At 41.5% G+C, this 22,701-nt stretch carries 24 protein-coding genes and 1 pseudogene; 20 read left to right on the top strand and 5 right to left on the bottom strand.

The features are described from left to right. Window positions 1-6: 6 nt before the first annotated feature. The 5 genes from ACN6KS_RS24985 to ACN6KS_RS24965 all read left to right on the top strand — a co-directional run bounded on the left by ACN6KS_RS24985 (window position 7) and on the right by ACN6KS_RS24965 (window position 4,997). The gene (locus ACN6KS_RS24985; protein ID WP_440960729.1) at window positions 7-420 is read left to right on the top strand and encodes a hypothetical protein; all 414 of its coding nucleotides are present in this window, start codon (window positions 7-9) and stop codon (window positions 418-420) included. Window positions 421-571: 151 nt separating this feature from the next. Continuing rightward, window positions 572-970 (top strand): hypothetical protein, encoded by a 399-nt coding sequence (locus ACN6KS_RS24980; protein WP_341135640.1) that lies wholly within the window; start codon window positions 572-574, stop codon window positions 968-970. Between the two features lie 145 nt (window positions 971-1,115). Further along, entirely contained in the window at window positions 1,116-2,015 is a 900-nt protein-coding gene (locus ACN6KS_RS24975; RefSeq protein WP_094872606.1) for a hypothetical protein, read from the top strand. A 92-nt stretch (window positions 2,016-2,107) separates the two neighbouring features. After that, the gene (locus ACN6KS_RS24970; protein ID WP_094877982.1) at window positions 2,108-2,572 is read left to right on the top strand and encodes a phage tail protein; all 465 of its coding nucleotides are present in this window, start codon (window positions 2,108-2,110) and stop codon (window positions 2,570-2,572) included. Window positions 2,573-3,044: 472 nt separating this feature from the next. Next, window positions 3,045-4,997: an AraC family transcriptional regulator gene (locus tag ACN6KS_RS24965; protein WP_440960728.1), complete on the top strand. Its 1,953-nt coding sequence runs from the start codon at window positions 3,045-3,047 to the stop codon at window positions 4,995-4,997. Between the two features lie 128 nt (window positions 4,998-5,125). On the opposite strand, the gene ACN6KS_RS24960 is transcribed toward ACN6KS_RS24965, so the two are convergent. The 3 genes from ACN6KS_RS24960 to ACN6KS_RS24950 all read right to left on the bottom strand — a co-directional run bounded on the left by ACN6KS_RS24960 (window position 5,126) and on the right by ACN6KS_RS24950 (window position 7,791). Then, window positions 5,126-6,295, bottom strand: coding sequence for a DUF4179 domain-containing protein (locus ACN6KS_RS24960; RefSeq protein ID WP_440960727.1), 1,170 nt, complete (start codon window positions 6,293-6,295; stop codon window positions 5,126-5,128). Further along, a complete protein-coding gene (locus tag ACN6KS_RS24955) occupies window positions 6,282-6,815 on the bottom strand; it encodes an RNA polymerase sigma factor (RefSeq protein ID WP_440960726.1) in 534 nt (177 codons plus the stop codon). The genes ACN6KS_RS24960 and ACN6KS_RS24955 overlap by 14 nt, the downstream gene beginning before the upstream one ends. Before the next feature lie 421 nt (window positions 6,816-7,236). After that, window positions 7,237-7,791, bottom strand: a complete 555-nt coding sequence (locus ACN6KS_RS24950; protein ID WP_280787855.1) for a TetR/AcrR family transcriptional regulator C-terminal domain-containing protein — start codon at window positions 7,789-7,791, stop codon at window positions 7,237-7,239. Between the two features lie 165 nt (window positions 7,792-7,956). Here ACN6KS_RS24950 and ACN6KS_RS24945 point away from each other — a divergent pair, with 165 nt between their 5' ends. From ACN6KS_RS24945 to ACN6KS_RS24875, 15 genes and pseudogenes are all read left to right on the top strand, one after another. After that, window positions 7,957-8,877, top strand: coding sequence for an alpha/beta hydrolase (locus ACN6KS_RS24945; RefSeq protein ID WP_094872804.1), 921 nt, complete (start codon window positions 7,957-7,959; stop codon window positions 8,875-8,877). 483 nt (window positions 8,878-9,360) lie between these two features. Beyond that, a complete protein-coding gene (locus ACN6KS_RS24940) occupies window positions 9,361-9,648 on the top strand; it encodes an ArsR/SmtB family transcription factor (RefSeq protein WP_440962444.1) in 288 nt (95 codons plus the stop codon). A gap of 19 nt (window positions 9,649-9,667) precedes the next feature. Continuing rightward, window positions 9,668-10,666: an NADP-dependent oxidoreductase gene (locus ACN6KS_RS24935; RefSeq protein WP_440960725.1), complete on the top strand. Its 999-nt coding sequence runs from the start codon at window positions 9,668-9,670 to the stop codon at window positions 10,664-10,666. 135 nt (window positions 10,667-10,801) lie between these two features. Beyond that, complete coding sequence (locus ACN6KS_RS24930) at window positions 10,802-10,954, top strand: NUDIX hydrolase (protein ID WP_440960724.1); 153 nt, start codon at window positions 10,802-10,804, stop codon at window positions 10,952-10,954. 3 nt (window positions 10,955-10,957) lie between these two features. Beyond that, complete coding sequence (locus tag ACN6KS_RS24925; protein ID WP_440960723.1) at window positions 10,958-11,215, top strand: NUDIX domain-containing protein; 258 nt, start codon at window positions 10,958-10,960, stop codon at window positions 11,213-11,215. Between the two features lie 76 nt (window positions 11,216-11,291). Beyond that, entirely contained in the window at window positions 11,292-11,786 is a 495-nt protein-coding gene (locus tag ACN6KS_RS24920) for an NUDIX domain-containing protein (RefSeq protein WP_348536925.1), read from the top strand. A gap of 151 nt (window positions 11,787-11,937) precedes the next feature. Continuing rightward, entirely contained in the window at window positions 11,938-12,582 is a 645-nt protein-coding gene (locus ACN6KS_RS24915; RefSeq protein ID WP_440960722.1) for a hypothetical protein, read from the top strand. A gap of 138 nt (window positions 12,583-12,720) precedes the next feature. Next, window positions 12,721-13,278, top strand: a complete 558-nt coding sequence (locus ACN6KS_RS24910; protein WP_094872798.1) for an RNA polymerase sigma factor — start codon at window positions 12,721-12,723, stop codon at window positions 13,276-13,278. After that, window positions 13,275-14,228 carry a hypothetical protein gene (locus ACN6KS_RS24905; protein WP_094872796.1) on the top strand — a complete coding sequence of 318 codons (954 nt, stop codon included), beginning with the start codon at window positions 13,275-13,277 and terminating at the stop codon, window positions 14,226-14,228. The genes ACN6KS_RS24910 and ACN6KS_RS24905 overlap by 4 nt, the downstream gene beginning before the upstream one ends. A 215-nt stretch (window positions 14,229-14,443) precedes the next feature. Then, window positions 14,444-15,379 carry a LytTR family transcriptional regulator DNA-binding domain-containing protein gene (locus tag ACN6KS_RS24900; RefSeq protein ID WP_094872795.1) on the top strand — a complete coding sequence of 312 codons (936 nt, stop codon included), beginning with the start codon at window positions 14,444-14,446 and terminating at the stop codon, window positions 15,377-15,379. Window positions 15,380-15,483: 104 nt separating this feature from the next. Continuing rightward, window positions 15,484-16,329, top strand: a complete 846-nt coding sequence (locus ACN6KS_RS24895) for an ABC transporter ATP-binding protein (protein WP_094872793.1) — start codon at window positions 15,484-15,486, stop codon at window positions 16,327-16,329. Beyond that, entirely contained in the window at window positions 16,326-17,036 is a 711-nt protein-coding gene (locus ACN6KS_RS24890) for an ABC transporter permease (protein ID WP_094872792.1), read from the top strand. Before ACN6KS_RS24895 ends, ACN6KS_RS24890 begins: the two co-directional genes overlap by 4 nt. Window positions 17,037-17,175: 139 nt before the next feature. Further along, window positions 17,176-17,619 (top strand): hypothetical protein, encoded by a 444-nt coding sequence (locus ACN6KS_RS24885; protein ID WP_094872791.1) that lies wholly within the window; start codon window positions 17,176-17,178, stop codon window positions 17,617-17,619. A 53-nt stretch (window positions 17,620-17,672) separates the two neighbouring features. Then, window positions 17,673-17,759, top strand: a pseudogene (locus ACN6KS_RS24880) (AraC family transcriptional regulator); the annotation flags it as partial. 55 nt (window positions 17,760-17,814) lie between these two features. Next, entirely contained in the window at window positions 17,815-18,162 is a 348-nt protein-coding gene (locus tag ACN6KS_RS24875) for a hypothetical protein (RefSeq protein WP_179281693.1), read from the top strand. 179 nt (window positions 18,163-18,341) lie between these two features. On the opposite strand, the gene ACN6KS_RS24870 is transcribed toward ACN6KS_RS24875, so the two are convergent. Beyond that, the gene (locus ACN6KS_RS24870; RefSeq protein ID WP_440960721.1) at window positions 18,342-20,963 is read right to left on the bottom strand and encodes a family 16 glycosylhydrolase; all 2,622 of its coding nucleotides are present in this window, start codon (window positions 20,961-20,963) and stop codon (window positions 18,342-18,344) included. Window positions 20,964-21,128: 165 nt separating this feature from the next. Further along, window positions 21,129-22,700 carry a response regulator gene (locus tag ACN6KS_RS24865; RefSeq protein WP_094872786.1) on the bottom strand — a complete coding sequence of 524 codons (1,572 nt, stop codon included), beginning with the start codon at window positions 22,698-22,700 and terminating at the stop codon, window positions 21,129-21,131. Between the last annotated feature and the right edge of the window lies 1 nt (window position 22,701).

Below are 22,701 nucleotides of genomic sequence, written 5' to 3'. Positions count from 1 at the left end.
AAACGTATGGCTATAACAAAGGATGAATTCGCTTGGCCGATTATAAGCCTTAGTTTGGGGGAGGCGTTTGATCAGGTGACCGTAGAAGAATATATCGCTTATTGGGAAGAGCTGCTCGCGCGCCGATCTGCCTTCGGCCTGCTGATGGTGCATTCTGCTAAGAAAAACACACGTCCAGAGCGTGCGGTCACACAGCTGTATATGAACTGGTGCAAGATGAACAAGCGGGAAATCGCCCAATATTGTTCAGGCATCGCGGTCGTAATGCAGAATGCTAAGTTGCTTGCTGTCTACAAGCCAGTTACAGCGTTGTCCACTAAAAAACCTACGGCTGCTCCGGAGGCGCTTTCTCCGGAGAGGCTGATCATAAGGTGGGTGGAGGAGCAATTGGCTAAGGCACCTTCGGGTACGAAAAGCTAATATAGCTGCCCATAATTTGGGGATACACATTTAAGCTTTCTTCACCCTTTTGGGTGGGGAAGGCTTTTTTTATCTAGAAAGATAAGAATCCGCCAACCCCTCACAACCAACGTGTCAGAGTAAGCTTTTATATAGACCATTCTCTAGTCCTATGGAATATCCTGCCCTTCAATTCCCTAATCCTAGTTTAGATTGGAATAAGTGGTTTAATAAACCTGTAGATGAACACTGCCAATGGTTATTTCAAGTGGTCGAAGAGATGATGGAATTCTTTATTATTGACTTGCTGAAGTTACCTGATGTCAAACCAATCCTAATAGATTTAGGAATAATGCCTGAATTTATATTACCGTTTATCCCGGAAGAGAGAATGATATGTTTTTATACATCCGATGCGGAGATTGAGAAACACAGTAATAAATCTATGATTAAGTTCTCCAATGAAATAAAGAACGCTTGCACTAAGCTGGGCATCAAAACCATAGAAAGAACACCAAACATGAGCGTAGAAGAACAATTTAGGTTAGTTTGTGAACATTTTAAAATGTAAGGATGACCGAAAGGTATACCTACTCAAAGAAACCATTCCTTTGTCAGGGATGGTTTCTTCATAACTAGAAAAGTACACAGGTGTGCCCGTATAATAAATAGGAGCAAGTAATTGGCAGTAGACTGATGATGAGGGGAGAGAAGACATGTTTTTCTTTAAGAAAAATAAAGGCATCACAAAAGAGGAGCTGCATGCCCTGGTTGAAGGCTTGGAGCAGGCTTATATGGATAAGGATGAAGAAGGTTTGAGCAAAAGATTTCATCCAGATAAGAGGGGAATGTCCTTTTTAAATCACTTTCAATTAATGATGACATTTCAAATCTATAATATAAAATCTGAAATTCTTGAATTTGAATTGCTGTCAATGGATGCCACTAAAGCAGTCTTTACATACACTCGGAAGCACATTCATACCTGTATCAACCCCGCCGATGAACGTGAGGAAAAAAGAAATCAAATTATCAGTTATTTCGTTGAGGCTGTGAAGGAGAATGGTTCAATTTGGATTACGAGGTACAGCCCTTATAGCACGATTTTTGTAGATAAGAAGGGTGATTTCCTTAGTGGTGTGGATGCTGTCATTCCTCCTGGAGAAGAGATCAATTCAGGCATTGCGCGATTCATCCCTTATTTTCAGCTTGACAGCTATGTACCTGCAACATTCCATGTCTACAGTAACAGTCAATTTATCGGATATTATCCGCTAGGAGAATACCATCGGTACGAACCTTCGCATACGTTCACGATTAATTATTTTGATGAAATAGCAGCGTCTTCTGTAGAGAAGCATACAGCGGACTATATCTCCCAAGAAACCTTGTTGACTGCTCAAGTACTGCATCAGACTGTTAATAGCTCTATAGTGGAGACGCAGTTGATGAACAATAATGTATTAGAGCATGAACTTGTTACCAGCCTGCTTACGAAGGATGGGTTCTATATGATTAGATTTCTGTATGACAAAGGGAAGCCGATCCCGCCAGAGGAGCGAGAAAAGTGGAAGCGCGAGATGGTCACTTTAATAGAAAAAGAGCACAGCAGTTAACACAGAAACTTGCCGTTACAGACAGCACGCGAACCGTATCCTAAGTAACGATAAGTTTTTTTGGTAATAATGAGAGAAAAGGAGAGATGAAAATGTCCTATATCGTTGAATTCAAAAATGTGTCTACGGTTGGGTTAGAATCTTCACCTGTAGTAGATGCACTTGCTGGTCTGCGTGCTAATGAGGCCCGTTACTTTATGAACAAATACAAACATGAGTTTACGGTTGTACAAGCCAGTGAAAGTCAGGAGACCCTTGATTATGTGAACCGAATTTTAAAAGAAGAACGTGATATTGAGTTTGCGGCCAAACCTTTAGAAACGTCGCGTTTTCAAGTGGGAAATATTAAATTTGCTTATGTCTTTTATGAGGATGGTCTTGCAGTCAACGTTATGTATACGGTGGATGACCCTAAGAAGCGGGCTGTTGGTTTTAAGCTTTCTGAGGGGATGGAGATCCCAAAGGAGCTAGAAGAGAAGTTTAAGTTTGCTAGGCAGAAGTCCAAGCTAGCCGGAACAATTCGGGGTTCGTTTTTTGTAATTAAAGGACAGTATTAAGGTTAGCAAAATTGCAACTTAATCAATGAGAGGGCCATCCTGTAAAAGGATGGCCCTAAATCTTGCCGGTATAAATAATTTGCTTAGGTTATCTATGGGATTGGACTCTCATTTAAGAGGCCGAATTTATTATATAGAGCAACGAAAACTGGAGTAGTGTGCCTACTTAACAATTACTTTGCATGAGTAGCTGAGATGCTGGAATGTACGGTATAAATCCCGTAGAAAAGAGCTGAGATGGCTGGAGTGGTGGAATGTACGGTATAAATCCCGCAGATAAGAGCTGAGGTAGCTATGGCTATATCGACTTGGTTGGAGACTCTCCAGGGGCGTCAGATTTGATCTATTAAAATTGGTTTGACTAGTCACCAATCATTTGACAATGATAATGGTTATCGTTTACGATTTTGGCTTGTATAGGGATTTGCAGCTGCAAAGGATTAGCAAGCTATTGGACTTGGGAGGATTAACAGTGAATTGGGAAGAATATATCCAGATATGGGACACTTCATGGATTCAACTGGTGGATATTCGCCAACATGTGATACGCAGAGAGAGTAAGCAGCAACATGTACTCCCAGCTAGTAGTTTTATATTTGTCGTGCGTGGACAAGGTACGATCTGGTTGGATGGTAATCGACATCCATTAGAACGATTCTTTGTTTTACATGCGGGAAAAGGAAGTAACATCAAGTTCGAGGTTGGACCTGAGGATGTCACCTACTATTACATTTTATATAAAGGTAGTATTTCTGCTAAAGCTAGTAAAACAATATTGAAATCTTATCATATAAACAATCCTTTTCATCTGCAATATGCATGTAAACCTGTTTCTCCGATTGTTTTATATCGTCATGTGGAATCGATGTATGAGGAATGGAATCGCAGGCAGGTTATGGAACGGTTTCAAGGGAAAATCCAGCTTTATCAGTTCGTATATACACTTGCACAGCAGTTACAGCTTCAGGGAGTTGCCCTAAAAGAAACAGATTTAGTTGAACAGATCATTCAATACATTCACAAACATTATAATGGGCCTATTTCACTTGAATCTATGGCCGAAGAATGGAATTATAGCATTCAGTACTTATCGAGGCAGTTCAAACGCCGGACAGGGAGAAGTCCCATTGAATATGTAATTCAGACGAGGATGGCTAAAGCGAAGGAGATACTGATTCAGACCGATGCTACCGTACAGGAGATTGCTGTAAGCGTAGGTTATAGTGATGTTTTTTATTTTACCCGTCTGTTTAAAAAGCAGGTCGGGACGACGCCAGTTCAATACAAAAATAAGGTGAAGACAGGTTTGATCGTTTCAGATAGTCCATGGCAAGAGTTCTTATCCTCCATGGGCAAAAATTCCTCTTCTTGTTATATTGATTATGATAATCATTATCAATATAAACTTGAAGGAGATAAACAGATGTTTAAGGGGACCGAAACGAAAATAGGATTAACGCTAATGCTTGTGTTTACACTGTTACTTTCAGCTTGTGGAAATGGGAGCACTAGCCGTAATAGCAATCAGATAGTAGAACCGACACAGAGTACGCCTTCCAATCAAGCCATTGAAAATACGGGTTTACGGAAAATAACAACAGTCATGGGGGATGTTAATGTTCCAGCCAATCCCCAACGTGTTGTAGTTGATTGGGATTTGGGGCCAGTCTTAGCAGTTGGGGTAATACCGGTTGGAGCATCAAATACACAATTGGAGTATTCTCAGTTTCTCAAACCTTTCTTAGATGAGACAGTACAGGACATAGGGGCAGAAGGAAGTATTTCTTTTGAGAAAGTATTAGAGCTAGCGCCAGACATCATCATAACCTGGAATAAAGATGCTTATAGTAACTATTCTAAGATCGCACCGACCGTATTATTTGATACAAGTAAATACGCAACGATTCAAGAAGAGATTACAGCTATGGGAGAAATCCTTGATCGAGAAGAAGAGGCTAAACAGTTTGTGGCAGGTTTCGAAAAACGTAAAATAGCTGCCCGCGAAAAAATTAAAAATGCCATTGCAAAAGATGCAACTATTTCTATCGTAGATTATATCACGGTAGAGAAATTTTTAATGGTCATTGGTAATCAGGGGGAGAGAGGCGGCAGAGCTACTTACGATATTTTGGGTATGAAACCTACTCCAAAAGTTCAAAGTGAAATCATTGATAAGGAAATGAGCCGTGTTGAAGTTTCTTGGGAAACCGTAAATGATTATGTAGGCGACTATGTCATTGTCCTTACTGTGAAAGACAAACAGCCGCCTAAGTTACCAGCAACATGGAAAATGTTAGATGCAGTTAAAAATAATCGAGTGATTGAGATTGATATGGAGAAATATTTTGCAGCAGATTCCTACTCCTCCTTGTTACAAGCGGAAGATATTGCCGACAAAATATCGAAGCTGGCTTCATCTAAATAACCTTATTGGAATTGAATCTATCTGAATTCATTTAAATATCAAACAAAAGACGAAGCCAATTATGGCTTCGTCTTTTGTAGGTTTACACACCCTTTTATTCCTGGAGTATTAGGTCCTTTTTACAAATGCTATTGCACCGAAAGTATAGTCTCCAGCTCAGGAATATATTCCTTGACCATATTGTTGTCTTCCCACAGTCCTGTAGTCCCAGCTGGGGCTTGACCTTCGGAAACGACTAAGTACGGTTTGATGGTTATGGTACTCGGTATAGTCTTGAAAGGCTCAAAACGAACATTATAAGATTCGTTTAAGGGGTGAGCACCGATGGGCTTCAGTTGAACACCACGTTCATCCACAATGTCAAACTGAAGAGCGATGACGCTTCCGTTAGCACCCTTATATTTCGAAGGGATAGAAGCAAGCATTTCTTCTTTGCTCTGGCCCGGTTTGGTTGTGTACTCAATGGATAACTGCGTTGTGATTGGGGTGATTTCCACCTTACTGATCTGCAAGTTAATGTTATCGTGATGCTTGGTTTCCTCTGAAGTTAGTGCGGTAACGGGCGTTGATTTTGTGACAGGCAGAACGAATTCGAACGGGGCATCGTAGCCTTTTAACGTTACATTTACAGTCAAGTCAAACTGATCAGGGAACTGGACAGTCTGTGTTGTCGTGCTCGGCTCATAATAAGTGTCCAAAACCTGAACCATTATGCTGGAAGCAGTCTCACCGTCCATGTGTTCGTAACTCCAGAGCAGAGGTTGGCCTTTATAGAGAACCTCAAACTTATCCACCGCTCCTTTATTGGCATCTGAAGGCGGCGAATTGGGCTCCGAAGCCAGACGGTTTCCAGGAGTGGTTATGTTCATAAGAATCCGGGTCCCGTCAAATAACAACGTTGGAATATTCATAGTAACATTGCCATGGGTCACGCTTTGGTTTACGTTTGTGATGAAATCCTCGGCTTGTTGAACACCGGGATCTCCGTTGTTTTCGCCCCATAATGAATAGATTTGTCCCAGAACCGGAATTTGCTTGAGTGCATCAGCCATTGCGGGCGATACAAAGCCGGAAGCAAGGACTGTAACTCCAAGAATTGCAGCGGCTGCAGTGGAAATCCACCATCTATTAAAAGATTTTGATACATTTTTCTTTTTCTGAACGTGGGAATTGGAATTATCGGTTTCCCTGATGATTTGGTAAGTCTCATTCAGCTTGGAGCGGGCAATATCCGATAACTGATTGGGAAGTAGGCTTTGGCAGCTCTTTAATTGTTCTTCTAACTTAGTGTTTACCATGTCGCAACTCCATTTCTTGAATGAATTGAGATGAATGCTTTAGCTTTTTGCGGGCGCGATGCAGCCGGGTCTTCACGGCTACCGTAGAAATTTCGAGAATGTCGGAAATTTGACTGATCGGCATGTCCTGTAGGTAATGAAGGTGAATGACAATCCGTAGATTCTCCTCAAGATGTTGAACGGCATCCCATATTTCGATTTTCTCATAATCCTTGGAAATGGAAGGGACTTCGGGAAGCTCTCCATAAGGGAGGGCTCTTGAGTTGTTTTTGATCATTTTGTTGCATTCATTAATCAGAATCCGGAAGATCCACGTTTTGAAAAAAGCGGGCTCTCTGAGTGTATGGATGGACCTAAAGGCTTTAAGCATCGTCTCTTGCAGGGCATCTGCACAATCTTCTTCTTTGTTGACGATGGACCTTGCAGTTCTATATAAAGGTAACTCTATCTCCTGCATCAACTGCACGAATGCTTCTGGGTCCCCAGCTTTGGCTTTGACGACAATAGGATTAATATGCAAAGATTTACCTGCTTTCTTGACTAAAAGTCTTAGGATGTTCGTAACGTTACTTAAATATTAGATCGGGTAGGTAGCTAGAAGGTTACAACGAAAATTAAACCTAAGATATCGGGGGACTGCACCGCTTGGGCAAATCAGCCCACACGGGATTCTCCAAGCATTCTGGGTTCACCAAATAATGTAGTATCTGGTGGGACGGTTTTGCTTACTGAAAGCAAAAGCCCCCTCCGCCGTTTTAGCGGAAAGGGCCAGTCGTCCATGTTATTTGGTATTTTTCAGGCCTTCATATTTTTGATATAAATGACCAGAATAGATTTAGCAATAGCTATTAGTTCGATATGAATATGGAGTCCTAAAGCAATTTGGGGATTTTTTGATAGATATGAATTGGAATAAATTAAAATTAAGTTTCATCAGCCTACTAACGTGAGGCCATCGCGATATTCTGCTCCAGTAATTCGCCCACTTGTTTTGCTGTATCTTCTGTGCTGGCTTTTAATTGATTCAGAACAAAGGATTCTACGATGCCTAGAACAGCCATGCTTAAAAACTTTAAAAGGATTTCTGCCTCTTTTTCAGGGTTGATTTTAATTATTTTTAGATTGAGTTGATGCATGATGAATTGCAGAAGCTGTTTTCGAAATGAGACGGTACTTTCACTTGCAAACAAAGCTGCAAAGAAAGCTTTATGTTCCTCAAAATAATTGAACCAAATCACGGTACCCTCGATAAAACCCTTCTCTTTTTTTTGCTCACAAATGACTCCTAATTCCTCTAATTGTTTATTCACGATAGTATCCAGCAAATCATATTTATCGACATAATGCAGATAAAACGTCTTTCTGCTAATGTCGGCTTTTTCAGTGATCGCTTTAACTGTAATTTTATCAAATCCATCCTCAAGCAGCATGGTTAAAAAAGTCGATTGAATTACTTTTTGCGATTTTATGATTCTTCGATCTATTGGATTATTCATAAGAAAACTCCTTTTTAATATACACATTTGAAAGAATGTGTATTACTACATGAAAACAAAGATGTGGTCATTGAAAGCATTATAGTCCTAATGTATTTTAAATATACACGGGTGTAATAAAACACTCAAGTGTATTATATTAAATCATCCATTAGGAGGCCACATATGTTAGTTATTAAAAAGAAAGTTAAATTTATGGCGCATGGATTAAAAGTTGCAGGTATTCTAAATGTGCCAGAAAATGCTGAAAATAAGAAACATAACCCCGCAATCGTTTGTGTTCATCCAGGAAGTAGCTGTAAAGACCAAACTGCAGGTATCTATGCGGAGAAGCTTGCTGAACTTGGATATGTGACGATTGTATTTGATGCATCATATCAAGGTGAAAGCGAAGGTGACCCTCGATATATTGAAGTTCCGGCTGCGCGTGTTGAAGATATTCGTTGTGCCGTAGATTACCTGACTACACTTGATTTTGTTGATGAGAACCGTATTGGTGTATTAGGTGTTTGTGCCGGAGGGGGTTATGCTGTAAATGCTGCAATGACAGAGCGTCGTATACAAGCAGTTGGCACTGTCGTTGGAGCTAATATCGGGCGTGTACAACGTGAAAGCGGCGATCCAATTAAAGCTTTGGAGGCCATTAGTCAACAACGTACTGCGGAAGCTCGTGGAGCTGAGCCAATGATAGTGAATTGGATCCCTAGCAATCAAGCGGAAAGAGAGAAGGCAGGTATAACAGATATAGATATTGTGGAAGCTGTCGATTATTATACAACGCCTAGAGGGCAAAGCTCTAACTCTCCAAATAAATTGAAATATACCAGTTTAGCTTCAGTCCTAGGTTTTGATGCTTTCCATTTCGTTGAAGAGTTGCTAACACAACCTTTGCAAATTATTGTAGGTGATAAACAAGGTGCATTTGGTTCATACAAAGATGGTCATGAACTGTACAATAGAGCCGCGTCAACGAAAAAGGACTTGTTCATTCTTGAAAATGTAAGTCATTATGACTTATACGATCAACCAGAACCAGTTAGACTAGCTGTTGAAAAACTGAATGCCTTTTATAAAGAAAACCTTTAAAAATACAGCTACATCCGAAAATTGAAGTACGAATTGATATAGCGTCAAGATTACACTGGAGGAACTTCCCTAATCGATTTGTGGAGCAGATCGGCTTTACTTTGAACTGCCGTTTATAGAATAACTCAAAAATTATCGCCGTTCATGTTCCCTATTGGGAGTCGGACGGCGATTTTTTATAAGCCAATCAATCCATGCGATAAGCTTATTTACCAGTACTTCAAGTGCAGGCAGCTCACTCAACGTCAATTGTTCTTGATACGATTTTAGATGTTTCGACAATTCTGCTTTGAGGGCTGGGAATAAGAAAATGTAAAAAATTTACTTGTGATCTCGATTTTCTTTCCCAAGGTTGCAGAGCATATCTTGTTATGACATACTCGTCAGCAAATGGTTCACTAAGTTAAACGATTGAACAAGACGAAAGCGGTGAGAATCATTAATAAGCAGCAACAAGTCGAAGTCATCAAAGATGATTTCAAGATGTGCCAGAAGGTCTTTTTAGCTATTGGTAATGAGACAAGACAATCCATTATTACAGTACTTATGGAGACTACCTGTACGAACGGATTACGCGTAGGTGAGATTACTGAAAAAACACATCTTTCACGGCCAGCGGTCTCCCATCATCTAAGAATCTTAAGAGAAGCCGGAATTATAATGGTGAGGAAAGAAGGCTCTAAAAATTATTATTTTATGGACGTTAGAACAAAATTAGGCGTGTTAAAAAATCTTATAAACCATCTCGATGAATTTATGGAACAATATTAATAGAAATGGAGGTTTCTTGATGAAAGCGATGATCATTGAAAAATACGGGAAAAGTCCTCTTCTGATGGCAGACATTCCAATACCATCAGTGGGTGATTATGATGTATTGGCAGAAATCCATGCGGCGAGTATTAATCCTATCGATTTCAAGGTGCGGGATGGCAAAACTCGTATGCTATTGAAATACGATATGCCGCTTGTGTTAGGAAATGATTTTTCAGGTATAGTCACCAAAGTAGGAAACAAAGTAACTAACTTCAAAATAGGCGATGCAATATACGGACGGCCAAGAAAAAATAGAATTGGAACCTTCGCAGAATATATTTCCATATATGAGGACGATATAGCCTTAAAGCCTCAAAACCTTTCCTTTGAGGAGGCGGCGTCAATCCCATTAGTCGGGCTTACATCCTATCAAGCATTACATGATATATTACAGCTATCGGCAGGGCAAAAGGTATTGATTCAAGCTGGTTCGGGCGGCGTTGGGACCTTTGCTATCCAGCTTGCCAAAGCGATGGGAGTTTATGTGGCTACAACTACTAGCAATGCTGGAGCTAATCTGGTCAAATCTCTTGGGGCAGATCAAATAATTAATTATAAAACAGAACAATTTGATAAAGTCTTACAAAATTATGATGGAGTATTCGATACGATTGGCGGCGAGACCTTAGAAAAGGCTTTTAAAATAGTCAAACCAGGCGGACAAATTGTATCGGTTTCTGGGCTGCCCAATGCACGCTTCGGAATTGAATATGGGTCTGGATTTATAAAAACGAGTCTTTTTCGATTGGTTACCCGTAAGCTAACAAAATTAGAAAAGCAATATAATGTAAAATACAGATTTTTGTTCATGAAACCTAGCGGCAGACAACTGGAGATCATTTCGGAGCTTATAGAAGCAGGGAAAATAAAGCCTGTAATTGATCAAATATTTTCATTTGAAGAAGCTCAAAAGGCGATGGAGTATTCCGAATCGGGCCGGGCAAAAGGAAAGATCGTATTAAAGATAAAGTGATAGTAGAAAGATTGATAATCAGAGCTTTTTAAGCTCAGAATGTGATGGTAGTAACTAGGAATCAGGGGAATATGAATTTTTAATGGAATAGTGTGATTAAATCAGAATTTATTTTTTTGTTGGGATGGATAAAAGATGAGTGAACTCGCTTATGGAGGAATTGTTATCAATAATGCTGGTGAGGTATTGATGAGAAGCCCTAGCGGATTTTGGGGAGGCTACGCTTGGACTTTTGCTAAAGGTGGAAGCGAACCTCAAGATCAATCTCCTGAAAATACAGCATTGTGAGAAGTGAGAGAAGAGACTGGGTATGTTTGTGAAGTTGTCGCACCGATCCCAGGGGCATTTGAATCAGAGACATGTATAACTAAGTATTTTTTATTAAGACCTATAGGAGAAGTACATAGTTTTGATCATGAAACACAAGAAATTCGATGGGTAAGCAAGGAAGAGGCATTTAAGTTAATAAATCTGACAGTACCAGAAAAAGGACGATTAAGGGACAGAAACGCTCTTAAAAGTGCTATAGAAGTTATGCAATCCTTGTAAAGGATCCATTAAAGACTCTTCCCTTAGAAGCATTAAATGGTACAATATCCCATATAGAAATTAATGACTATGGGATGTGATTATTCTGGAAAAGATAAGACTGCGCGCTGGTGCATTAATAATTGAGAAGGGTTCCATTTTACTAGTGGAGTTTGAGAATGACAATCTTGATGGCGTGCACTACAATCTTCCAGCAGGTGGCCTTGAGCCAGGAGAAACACTGATTGAAGCTGTAAAACGGGAAGCGAAAGAAGAGGCTTGTGTTGAGATAGAGGTCGGTCCCGTTGCATTTGTTTACGAATATCAACCTACAAAAAGTAATTACATATACGGGGATACTCATTCAGTAGGAGTTACATTTAGTTGTAAATTGAAAGCGGGATCAAATCCAAGACTTCCCGAATCACCAGATTCTAAGCAAACTGGTGTAACGTGGGTTCCTATTTCGGAGCTACACTCTATTCAACTGTATCCGGAGATTAATCAGGACATTCTTAATTACTACAATGGTAATAAGTATAGAAATTATGTTGAGGAACATGAAATTCAACAGAGTAAGTCGTTACGTTAACAGAACTCCCCACTCGTAGAATATAACTACTTGTGTCAAGAAAGGAGAATTTCTATGTGTTTTCACTGTTATAGGAAGATAAGAATCCGCCATCTCCCCGAAACCAACGTGCTAGAGTAAAGTTATTTATAAATCAAATGGGGTGTACCGGATGAAGATAAATAATAATTATTTGAAGGAACGATTAAAACATGTTTACTGGCTTAATGGGGGGCCTTGTGCTGGGAAGACGACCATGACCAAGAAATTTGTAGAGGTACTTGGCTTTCAAACATTGGGGGATGATGTCTTAAAATACAGACCATTCACTAGTCCTGTTGAATACCCTGCCCTTCAATTTCCTAATCCTGATTTGGATTGGAATAAGTGGTTCAATAAACCGGTAGATGAGCACTGCCAGTGGTTATTTCAAATTGTCGAAGAGATGATGGACTTCTTTATCATTGATTTGTTAACAATGTCTAATGACAAACCAATAATAATTGATCTGGGAATAATGCCTGAGCGTATACTACCGTTTATCCCCGAAGAGAGAATGATTTGTTTTTATACGTCCGACGATGAGATAGAGAAATTATATTACTTCAGAGAAGATCATAAGATGATTTTAGATTGTATTAACGCCTACACGATAAATCCAGAAGAAACGATTAAACACGGGAACAAATCTATGGTTAAGTTCTCCAATGAGATTAAGACTGCTTGTAATAAAATGGGGATCAAAACCGTTGAAAGAATACCAAGTATGAGCGTGGAAGAACAATTTAGGTTAGTTAGAGAACATTTTGGATTGTAGAGATGACCCAAAGGCAGACCCCTTCCTTGTTTAGGAGGGGGTTGTCTTTATATAATGGTGTAAATTTTTAATATAAGTGCAACGTATTCTAGGAATTTTCTACTATATAGATAAGAGTGTTTAAAAGGAGAATAACGGATGGAAGACCAAGGAATAATCCACCTATACATACAGCGTTCACAGCAAGCTATTTTAGAGACTAAAAATAAATATGGGGCTTACTGCAGGGTGATTGCAAGAAACATTATTTCAAATTTCTCGGATATTGAAGAATGTGAGAACGATACATACTTAGCAGCATGGAATGCGATACCGCCTAATCTGCCTAGGAATTTTTCGGTATTTTTAGGGAGGATCACCCGTAATATTGCGCTTGATAAGTATGGTTATAATACAGCGAAAAAGCGTAGTCGTGAGTTTGAAGTCATTCTAACGGAACTAGAAGAATGTCTAGCTTCGCCTGATACTGTAGAAACAGAGTATGAAGAAGGTGAGATCGCAAACTTAATAAATCAATTTTTATATGGCATAGATGAGCAAGCAAGAAACATATTTATTGGAAGGTACTGGTATTCCTATTCAATAGATGAGCTTTCTATAAGATTTAATATGGGTAGTAGTAAAGTGAAATCTATATTATTTAGGACAAGAAATAAACTTCGAGTTCATCTCGACAAAGAGGGGGTTAACCTATGAAAAAAGAAGATTTATTTAAGGAGATCGGACTCATTGATGAGAACTTAATTGAAGCGGCTGGGCACAATGGAACAGAGAAAAGGAAAAAAGGAATTTCAAAAAAGTGGGTTGTTTTGGTTGCCTGTCTTGTCCTATATAGTTCAACTGCGTCAGCTTTATTAGCGACAGAATATTATAAAAATCAAAATTCAGAGCCTTATATACGTTATTTAAAAGCTGAAGATATGGAGTTACAGCCTGCTACTAAATATGATGCGGAAAAATTTCTACATGCTTTAAAAAGTGATAATAATGAATATGTATATATTGCTATTAATAGGCTGGTAGAAACCTTTAATAATTCCACGTTGAGAGTAAAAGCGTTGAAAGAACTTCAGCCATTTTTAAAAAATGAGAATCAAAAAATCGCCGATGCAGCTGCTTTTGCTGTAGATATTTTATCGAAAAGTTATAAAAGCCCTTATATTGTTAAGTTAGCAGACGGAAGTATGATATTTACGTTGTTTAATAACTATTCGGACTATGGAAGTCAAAATGTCATTTGGAGAATAAAAGATAATAAGCTTAATGCGTATTTTAGTTTTTCAACACCCTCTATGTATATAAAAAAAATGATTCCTTCACCCAATCATAAGTTAGTTGCGATCGTAACATGCTCTAATAAAAGTGATTTCATTCAAATTAGCAATATTGAAGAGGGAATGATAAGTCCCGAATTAATAGAATCTGCAAGAGTCAAATATGGTGCACAAAAAGAAATAGATACATGGATTCGCACAGATCACGAGAATTATAGCAATGCAGATAACCTAGTGTGGAAAGATAATGATACTCTAGAATTCGAGGGTTCTCTTGCCTACCAGAATACTGAGATTATTGAAAATGTTACTGTAAAGTATCAGTTTAGTAAAAAGATAATAGAAGTAAAAGAACTTAATAAGGCTAGATGAGAACATGCTCCGGCAATAAAAGAATTGACATGCAACATCATTGGCAGATGATCTAAATATGATTTCTGACACTTCTCATTGAGAAGTGTTTTTTTTCGTCGTTCTTTATACTTGTGTTGTTAACAGTAAGTATTTTCAGTAGAAACTGACAAAAAAGTATCCGAACATTATAATTGTTATAAATATCCTATAGTAGCTCTGACCAGGGGGACGGCATGCAATTTCAACCAATATATTTTGATGGGGAATTACTTCTACCGAAGATCGAATTAAACATGACAGAGAACCAATCGATTGGCATTATAACAGATTTGAAGCGAAAGCAGCTATTAATGAATCAATTATTGAATCATTCCCACTATTATTTATTTCAAGCCGGGCAAAACGAGTATATGCATTTAACGGTGGAAGAGCTGATTCATTTTCTAATCAAAGTAACGGAGAGGAATGAGCGTGTCGCTCTGTTACTAGATTATTTTGCTTTAAAAGAAGAACGGAAGGTAAGGATCAAGGACCTAAGCTCTTCGAAAAGGACATATGTGACATTGCTGCGTGTCTTTTTTGCGCATCAGCCTACACTTGTACTGGAGGAACCCTATTTTTACTTAGAGGAGCAAGATCGTCGTCAATTTAAACGGATACTAGATGACCTTTCGAAAGAAAAGGAGATTTTAATTTTAACTTCGAATTTAGAGGATGCCATTATTTCGTGTGACGCCATTTATCGATTGAACGAACTTGGATGTCATCCATTGGATATTCGGGACTCAGAAGAGGATAAGCAGGAAGTACAGAAACAAGATGAAGCCAATATAACCTTGCAGAAGATATCTACCAAAAGAAATGACAAAGTGATTTTATTTAATCCGCCTGAAATTGATTTTATAGAAAGTATAGAGGGATCGATCCTTGTTCATGTGGGTGGGGAAAATTACGACTGTGCTTTGACTCTAACCGAGCTGGAGCGGAGATTGTTAAATTTCGGTTTTTTCAGGTGTCATCGATCCTACATCGTTAATCTGCAAAAAGTTAGAGAGATTATTACATGGACGAAGAATAGTTACAGCTTGCGTTTGAATACAGGTAAAGATGCCGTGGTGCCGTTATCTCGTTCAAAATTACAGGAGCTAAAAGCACTTCTTAACATTTAAAGGGTACCATTCAAGCGGTAATAGCTACATTTCGGCGGGTTTTGATGGCTGCAAGTATGTAATCTCTATATATTTAGGTCATCAATGCTAAGGAAGTGGTATTTGTGAATGTTATCCAGGTAGAACATATTCGAAAGAGATTTGGAAATAAGGATGCGTTAGCAGATGTGTCATTTTCCATTCCGAAAGGGGAGATTTTTGGTTTCCTCGGTCCGAGTGGTTCAGGAAAAACGACCTTAATTAAAATTTTAACGGCGCAATTAAATCCGACAAGTGGACAGGCAAATATATTTAACCAGCCAGCGGAGAGGATGCAGCAGTCTGCAAAGAAGATGCGCTTTGGAATTCTGACGGATAACAGTGGTCTATATGAGAGATTATCCATTGAGGAAAATCTAGAGCTGTATTGTCAGTTGTATGATCTTCCCAGATCTGCGGTCGATAAGGTGCTGCAGTTTGTGAACTTAAGCGGAGAGCGCAAAAAGAAGGTTAAACTCCTATCGAAAGGGATGCGACAGCGCGTTCTGCTGGCCTGCGCAATTATCCATGAGCCAGAATTATTATTCTTAGATGAACCTACTTCGGCTTTAGACCCGGTAAACTCAGCGCATATTTATAAAGGCTTACGCTACTTAAATAAGAAGGGGACAACGATTTTTCTGACTACGCATGATATGGCTGAAGCAGAATTGATGTGCAACCGCGTAGCGATTCTGTATCAAGGGCAAATCCAAACGATCGGCTCACCGAAGGAGCTTAAACGACAGCATCGAGAAAACATAATTTCTGTTGACTTAATCAATGGGGAAACGTACGAGCTCCCGATCGATGAGGGAACGGCTGATCAAATAACGGATTGGATGAGACGGGGGCTAATTGACCGGTTAGAAACGAAAGAGCCAAGTCTGGGTGATATTTTTATTAAAATGACAGGAAGTGAGCTATTATGAGTATCTCATTAAAACGTGCCCAGGCGATTTTTGTGAAGGATTACAAAGAGTTTTCACGCAATTATGGGATCTCCATTATGTTAATTTTGCCTATTATGTTTGCCGTTCTTTTTCGAAGCGCAGGCGCGTCTTTGCCTGGAGCCAGCGGTTTCCTTTATAATACCTCGTTTGTATTACTAACATGTTTCGCACAAGCCTGCTTGATTGCGGAAGAAAAGGAGCGTAACACCTTACGGTCATTAATGATGACTCCGGCCACGACCCTTGATGTTCTAATCGGTAAAAGCTCTTTAGTCTTTGTTATGTCTGTAGTTGTTCTGGCTATAGCTACGTTTATATTTGGCTATAAGCCAGCCAGCATATGGGCATTTGTGGCAACAATCTTTCTTTCGATTATTCTATATACAGCAGCCGGGACGATATGTGGTTTATTCTCCAAGACGCTGCTTGATGCTTCTTTATCCATACTTCCTGTAGCGTTCATATTCACTGGGGCACCATGGGGGGCATTTCTAGAGAATGATTATCCGATCCTCAAAGTGCTGGATTACATGCCAAGCAGTCAGCTTGTGCATTTGCTAGGGATAAGCAATACAGGCTATACGACTGGAGATTTATTAAAACCCCTGCTTATTACTTTGGCATGGACGGTTGTATTAACAGTAGTATCTGTCATTTTGTATCAACGGCGGTTGAAGGACGAGTAAGGGAGCTGTGTAGGGACTTTAGCCAGCCTTCGGTGGGTCTTTGGTAGGGTCGAAACCAATGGCCGACTGTGACTATACGACGGTTATTTTCCAATTGAGGCTGTGATGTTGTCATGATGAGGTCTGGTGGGTAATAAAGATGATTAGATCTTCGAAATTGGCTGAATTTGGAATGGGAGCCAAGGAAACGGAGGGGAAGATCATGGCGGCACTGACAGTAGCAGGCATCAGTCCGTTACAGGCCATTGCGGCCTACGGCGGTACACAGAGTGATGTCAGTTCCCTGGAGAAACAGCGGAACCGGCTGATGATGGAACTGGATAAAGTGAATGCAGTACAAGGAAGTGAGATGCAGACTCCTTATCGCCGGGAGCAGCTGCAGCGGCAAATCCGGCTGCTGGAGTCCCAACTCGTACAGAAAAGCGGGAGTAGCACCTCCGTAAATTTTGTACCGGCTTCTCCGCTTCAAGATCACCTCCCCCTCTGGCGGAATGAGTGGAAGGGAGGCCTCAAGGGCATCGGTCTGACCGATCCCCGGACAGCGACGGTGAACTCGGAGGGCCATTTCGACGTGTTAATTTAGGCAAGCCAGCGAAGGTGCGAAAAGTGTCCGGTGATGAACCGGCTTTTTCGCACGTGGCTACAACCAAGGAATACCCCGGAAATTTAACGAAACTAGATGTTCCTGCAGCAACATGGGCTGTATTCGAAGCCGTTGGACCTGTTGACCTGTATTAATATGGCTGAGCTATATTTACGAAACATTGAGGTCCAGTATGTGCAAGACATTCTGCAACACGCTGTAATTCAGAAATTATATTTGGAAGAGGAGGAGAATGACGGGCTCTGGGACGGATCCAAATGTTACAGCTTCCGTCAAGCGCATACGGATGAGGTCGGAGACCTTCTACCTGGTCAGATTGAAATTAAGACTCCGGATGGAGTGTATTATTTTTATACACTGGGCAATGAAACTTATGTTTCCCGGTATTATCAGCCGCCGGATCAATATGGTAAGCAGGACCTATCTTTTTTGAACCTTAGGCGTTGGGAGGCATCAGAGCGGTATTTTACACGATTCAAACCATTTATTGATCAGAAGATAGAGGCTGGTGTCAATAGTTAGTTTGATGACGTTCTAAGAGGTGAGCTTTGTCGTCAAGGAGGTCGAGCATCACGCATGGCAACTGATCTTCCACCGAGGAGACCAGCACATGGCAGAAACAACAAAATAGGCGAGAGGGAGGCTTTAACACTTCCTCCTCGCCTATTCGTGTTCATGCATTTTGCTTAGGGTTCAACTACTTATTCTGGTGTTCCTTGGGTTACCCCATGGATATACGTGAACGTCGGGGAATCGACGGCCCCTTGCCCTGGATTATAGGTGAAAAAGTACTCGATGGTATCGCCATTTTGCAGATTATTTACAGGGTAGGTATAGTTGCCGTTCCCTGCCGGAGTCATGGCTACGTTCAGCTGACCGCCGTTATTGAGCTTATAGTGTAAGTCGGCAAAGGTTGCGCCGTTCACATAGAACAGCAGATCATTGCCTGTTTTCTTCAGACCCCGGACCTCATCGCCGATGATGATAGTACCGGATGGTGCTGGCACAACCGTGATGGTGGAGACGGCTGTCTTATTGCCGTCGGCTGTTGTAGCTGTAACAGTTGCCGTGCCCGGAGAAATTCCTGTCACGAGACCATTTGGACTCACAGAAGCTACGCTGTTCCCTGAAATGCTCCAAGTGACCTGCTTATTCGTTGCATTTGACGGAGCTACACTTGCGTTCAGTTGTACACTTTTTCCGACTTCGACCTGTGCAGTGTTCTGATTCAGCGTTACTCCGGTAACCGTGACGTTATTACCCGGATTCTGGCCGTTGCCTTCTTTATAGACACGCACATAATCCACCTGCATTGTTGCAGGGATATCGGATGGGTCCGGGGTATGGCCGCTGTCAAAAAATCCGCCGATCGCCAGATTCATAATGAGATAGAAGGGCTGATCGAAAGGAGCATTGGGATTGTTCGGTGCAGCTACAGAATACCATTGATCTCTGCTCACTTTAAAGAAGAAATTGCCGTCCACATACCATTTCATATTATCTTCTTCCAAGACCATGGAGTACACATGATAATCATTGGCGAAGGTCTGGCCTTCAGAGAAGTGATATTCACCCGCAATATATCTATTCACCGGCCATTGTCCGCCAAAATGTATGGCGCCGCTGGTCGTGCCAGGCAAGCGTCCTTTGGCTTCCATAATATCAATTTCGCCGGATGCGGCCCATGCACCATAGGCTGAATCTTTCGGAAGCATCCATAGTGCTGGCCAGACACCATTGCCTGTAGGCAGCTTGGCACGGATGTCTACTCTGCCGTACTGGAAGGACAAATGATCCTTGGTGTTAATCTTACCAGAGGAATATTGTGCATACCGGTTTGGGTCCTGCGGAAAGGATTTGGAATCGTGTAGCGCCCTGATATTCAGCTTTCCGTCCTGCACAAATATATTTTGTGCACTGTCTGTATAGTGTTGAAGTTCGGCGTTACCCCAGCCCCAGCTGTTGGGATCATCAGTGATATAATACCCTTGCTCATAGCTCCATTTGCTCGTATCGAGCGTGGTTCCGTTAAATTCGTCCTGCCAAATGAGATTCATACCCTCAATGGTCGGGTCGGTTGGCGTTCCAATGGCAATGTCATCATGATCAGAGACATCCGGACGCGGGGCATCTGGATTGCCAATAAAGGTGTAGTTGACGTAATTGTTGCCCACATTACCGCCCGGCTGTCCATTTAATGGATAGCCTATACGGATTTGTATATCCTCTTGGACGGGCTGGAACCAAAGGCCATAAATATAGTCAGCCCAGTATCCCCACTGGTTAGCATCGGACATGTTGTTATAGCCGTTACCAGCATATACAAATCCACTCTGACTGGAATCACTCATAGCCACCCATTGTCCGTTAATATTGATCTGGTATACGTATTTTCCAAGCTCGGTACCGATTGGCGCGCCTCCATCAATCTTGGGCAGCGGTACACCTATGACACCTTTCGCATCTGCAGTAAAGGTCGTTCCATCATAGGGAGTAAGAACATAAGAATTTCTTACAGGTTGATTAAAGGTGAGGGTATAGACGACGTTAGCCGAAGAGGTTTTGGATTGTAACTTTACATTGATCGACTCCGTTATGGTGAACCAATAGCCACCGCCTCCTTCGGTGAATTGTCCGAAGTTGTTATCATAGATCCAGCCGCTGGCTGCGTTATTGTCAATATCAATCCAGGTACTGCTGTTTACAGGTTTTACATATACCTTCAAATCGTCAGCCACTGCTTCATACGTTACAGAGGAATCGTTGTTGAAGGCAGGATAAGTAAAGCCTGCACTGCCGGTAAAACCTGCCGTAATCTGCGGTCCTTGTGTAGGTGCCATAGCCGTGATGGTTGTTTTGTTTATGTTCTGAAATACTAGGGTGTAGTCTAGCGTTACCCCATTAGCTTTGGAGTACAGCTGAATCTCAGTGGTTGCGGAGAGCGTGAACCAGTAGCCATTCAAGCCGCCGTCGCTCCAGTGTCCCCAGTTTTGGTTATAGGTATAGCCGCCAGCACTGTCAATATCAACCCAGTTGCCAGCTACTTTTACTTTTACACCCACATCATCGGAAACTTCATTCCAGGTGGCGGAGCCTGCATTGAATGTAGGCATGACAAATCCGTAGCTGGCTTGCCCAACCCCGGATTTTGAGATGACAGGCCCGTCTGCTGCTGAAAAATAAGCCATAGAAGTAACGGTCTTCCCTGCTGCCAGAACCTTCGATGTTGGCAACAGGCCCATACCAGCCAATAGTACTATTGCTAAGAATAAACTCAGTGCCCTCTGCTTAAAACCACTCTTCGTTTTATAAAGTCGCTTCATACTTGCCCTCCTGTAATAAAGTATTAGTTATAGAAACCGCTTACATGTAGGAACACCTTTATTCTATCGAATATAATAATCCGCTAAAAGGTACAATTATTTTTGTTATAACCCAATTTTTTGGCTTTTGATAATATTCGTGTATTTAAGCAGTGGCCCCCTGATTTATAGCGCGGTGTCCTGATACTTCTCTTCTCTGTCATGCTTCCGGCGAATCATTTGGCGGTACTCTGTAGGTTGCATGTCCATGACATCCCGGAAGGCCCGTGTGAAACTTTTGTAGCTTTCATACCCTACCATAGTGGCTACCTCGACGATTTTATGATCGGTCTCAGCCAGTAGCCGACGAGCTTTATCCAAACGCACATCGCGCAGGTATTCTGCAAAACCTTTGCCGATATTCTTCTTGAACAGGTTAGAAAAATAAGCATAATTAAGTGACACATGGTTGGATACCATCGCCAGATCCAGTGGTTTATGATAACTTTCGTGTATAAAACGAATGGCCTCATTCAAATCCTGCGAGTTACGATAGCTGCATTTATATTCATAATAGAATTGGTTCAACCGAAGCAGCTGTTGTTGCAGCGCCTGAATATAATCACGAATACCCGGATAGTCGAACAGATTACGCAAACATTCGATGTCCAGCGCTTCTTCCCCCATATATGGGCGGATCACACGCACGTATTCCTCCAGCATCTGCACGATGGCGCGGCATAGCTGCTGGGTGTATTGGATGTGATAGCGTTGCAGCGTATCTTTGTGAAATATCTTAGAAATGCCTTGGGTGATGGTGCCGCTGTTCTTACTGCCAACTAACTGGAACAGGGCATACAGCTCCTCATAGGGAAGCTCCCACTGCTGCTCCAGCCGCTGAATATGCGTGGGTAGAATATAGCTCTTCTCTGGAAAAAGGTAACTGTGGCGATACAGCTCCAGCGCTTGTATATAGCTGCGGGGCAGTTCCTTCAACCCTTGCTGCGGGCTGGTCATAGCGGTGATGGAATCGATCTGCCTTGCTTTGAGAGCGGCCGGAAAGGCGCCCGTATCTACGGAAGCATCCACAGCGAGGACGAGATATGGGCGGTGCTGCAAGCATATGCATCCTTGTTTGCCATATATCCGATAGGCAATAGATTCCATGCTGTGACTGCTATGGGCTCCCGGTTGGTTAATCCATAGTTCCTCCCGTAGCAGGCACAGACGGTAATTACTCCACAACTTTGGATTCTGCTGCTGGGTTTGGAGGAGCCATGCCTCATCGCTCACCGCCCCCTGCATATACATACTCAGTTCCTTGCGGTCTGTCTCTTGAGCACGACGGGAGATATGCTCCATATTGCGCGAGAGCGCCTGCCGTGTTTTGATTTCATGCGCTACATGTTCTACCGCGGTTTGCAGATCTTCACGTTTCACAGGTTTAAGCAGGTAGCCCTTTGCCCCAAGCTCGATGGCTTTTTGAGCATACGCAAAATCACTGAAGCCGCTAATAATCAGGTATTCCACCTCGAAGCGTTCCTCTTTGCTCTGCGCCATCAGCATTAATCCATCCATATCAGGCATCCTGATATCTGTAATCACTAGTTGAATGCTATGCTGACGCAATACTCCCAAGGCCTCGATGCCGTTTACGGCACAGTAAATGTTGTCCAGCTGCAGGGGGAATTGGCGCAGCATGGCCTGGAGCCCATCACGAATATGCTTTTGATCATCAACAATCAGAATATTGATCATA

The organism is Paenibacillus nitricinens (assembly GCF_052056485.1).
GTDB classification, from domain to species: Bacteria; Bacillota; Bacilli; order Paenibacillales; family Paenibacillaceae; genus Paenibacillus_AQ; species Paenibacillus_AQ nitricinens.
Note: the sequence above shows the minus strand (reverse complement) of the source record. Positions and strands in the feature narration are given on the sequence as shown.

Excerpts from the sequence above, each read along its gene's own strand:
- ACN6KS_RS24985 (WP_440960729.1), top strand. The coding sequence starts at position 7 with ATGGCTATAACAAAGGATGAATTCGCTTGGCCGATTATAAGCCTTAGT.
- ACN6KS_RS24980 (WP_341135640.1), top strand. The coding sequence starts at position 572 with ATGGAATATCCTGCCCTTCAATTCCCTAATCCTAGTTTAGATTGGAAT.
- ACN6KS_RS24975 (WP_094872606.1), top strand. The coding sequence starts at position 1,116 with ATGTTTTTCTTTAAGAAAAATAAAGGCATCACAAAAGAGGAGCTGCAT.
- ACN6KS_RS24970 (WP_094877982.1), top strand. The coding sequence starts at position 2,108 with ATGTCCTATATCGTTGAATTCAAAAATGTGTCTACGGTTGGGTTAGAA.
- ACN6KS_RS24960 (WP_440960727.1), bottom strand. The coding sequence starts at position 6,295 with ATGGTAAACACTAAGTTAGAAGAACAATTAAAGAGCTGCCAAAGCCTA.
- ACN6KS_RS24950 (WP_280787855.1), bottom strand. The coding sequence starts at position 7,791 with ATGAATAATCCAATAGATCGAAGAATCATAAAATCGCAAAAAGTAATT.
- ACN6KS_RS24945 (WP_094872804.1), top strand. The coding sequence starts at position 7,957 with ATGTTAGTTATTAAAAAGAAAGTTAAATTTATGGCGCATGGATTAAAA.
- ACN6KS_RS24940 (WP_440962444.1), top strand. The coding sequence starts at position 9,361 with ATGTGCCAGAAGGTCTTTTTAGCTATTGGTAATGAGACAAGACAATCC.
- ACN6KS_RS24935 (WP_440960725.1), top strand. The coding sequence starts at position 9,668 with ATGAAAGCGATGATCATTGAAAAATACGGGAAAAGTCCTCTTCTGATG.
- ACN6KS_RS24930 (WP_440960724.1), top strand. The coding sequence starts at position 10,802 with ATGAGTGAACTCGCTTATGGAGGAATTGTTATCAATAATGCTGGTGAG.
- ACN6KS_RS24915 (WP_440960722.1), top strand. The coding sequence starts at position 11,938 with ATGAAGATAAATAATAATTATTTGAAGGAACGATTAAAACATGTTTAC.
- ACN6KS_RS24910 (WP_094872798.1), top strand. The coding sequence starts at position 12,721 with ATGGAAGACCAAGGAATAATCCACCTATACATACAGCGTTCACAGCAA.
- ACN6KS_RS24905 (WP_094872796.1), top strand. The coding sequence starts at position 13,275 with ATGAAAAAAGAAGATTTATTTAAGGAGATCGGACTCATTGATGAGAAC.
- ACN6KS_RS24900 (WP_094872795.1), top strand. The coding sequence starts at position 14,444 with ATGCAATTTCAACCAATATATTTTGATGGGGAATTACTTCTACCGAAG.
- ACN6KS_RS24890 (WP_094872792.1), top strand. The coding sequence starts at position 16,326 with ATGAGTATCTCATTAAAACGTGCCCAGGCGATTTTTGTGAAGGATTAC.
- ACN6KS_RS24885 (WP_094872791.1), top strand. The coding sequence starts at position 17,176 with ATGATTAGATCTTCGAAATTGGCTGAATTTGGAATGGGAGCCAAGGAA.
- ACN6KS_RS24870 (WP_440960721.1), bottom strand. The coding sequence starts at position 20,963 with ATGAAGCGACTTTATAAAACGAAGAGTGGTTTTAAGCAGAGGGCACTG.
- ACN6KS_RS24865 (WP_094872786.1), bottom strand. The coding sequence starts at position 22,700 with ATGATCAATATTCTGATTGTTGATGATCAAAAGCATATTCGTGATGGG.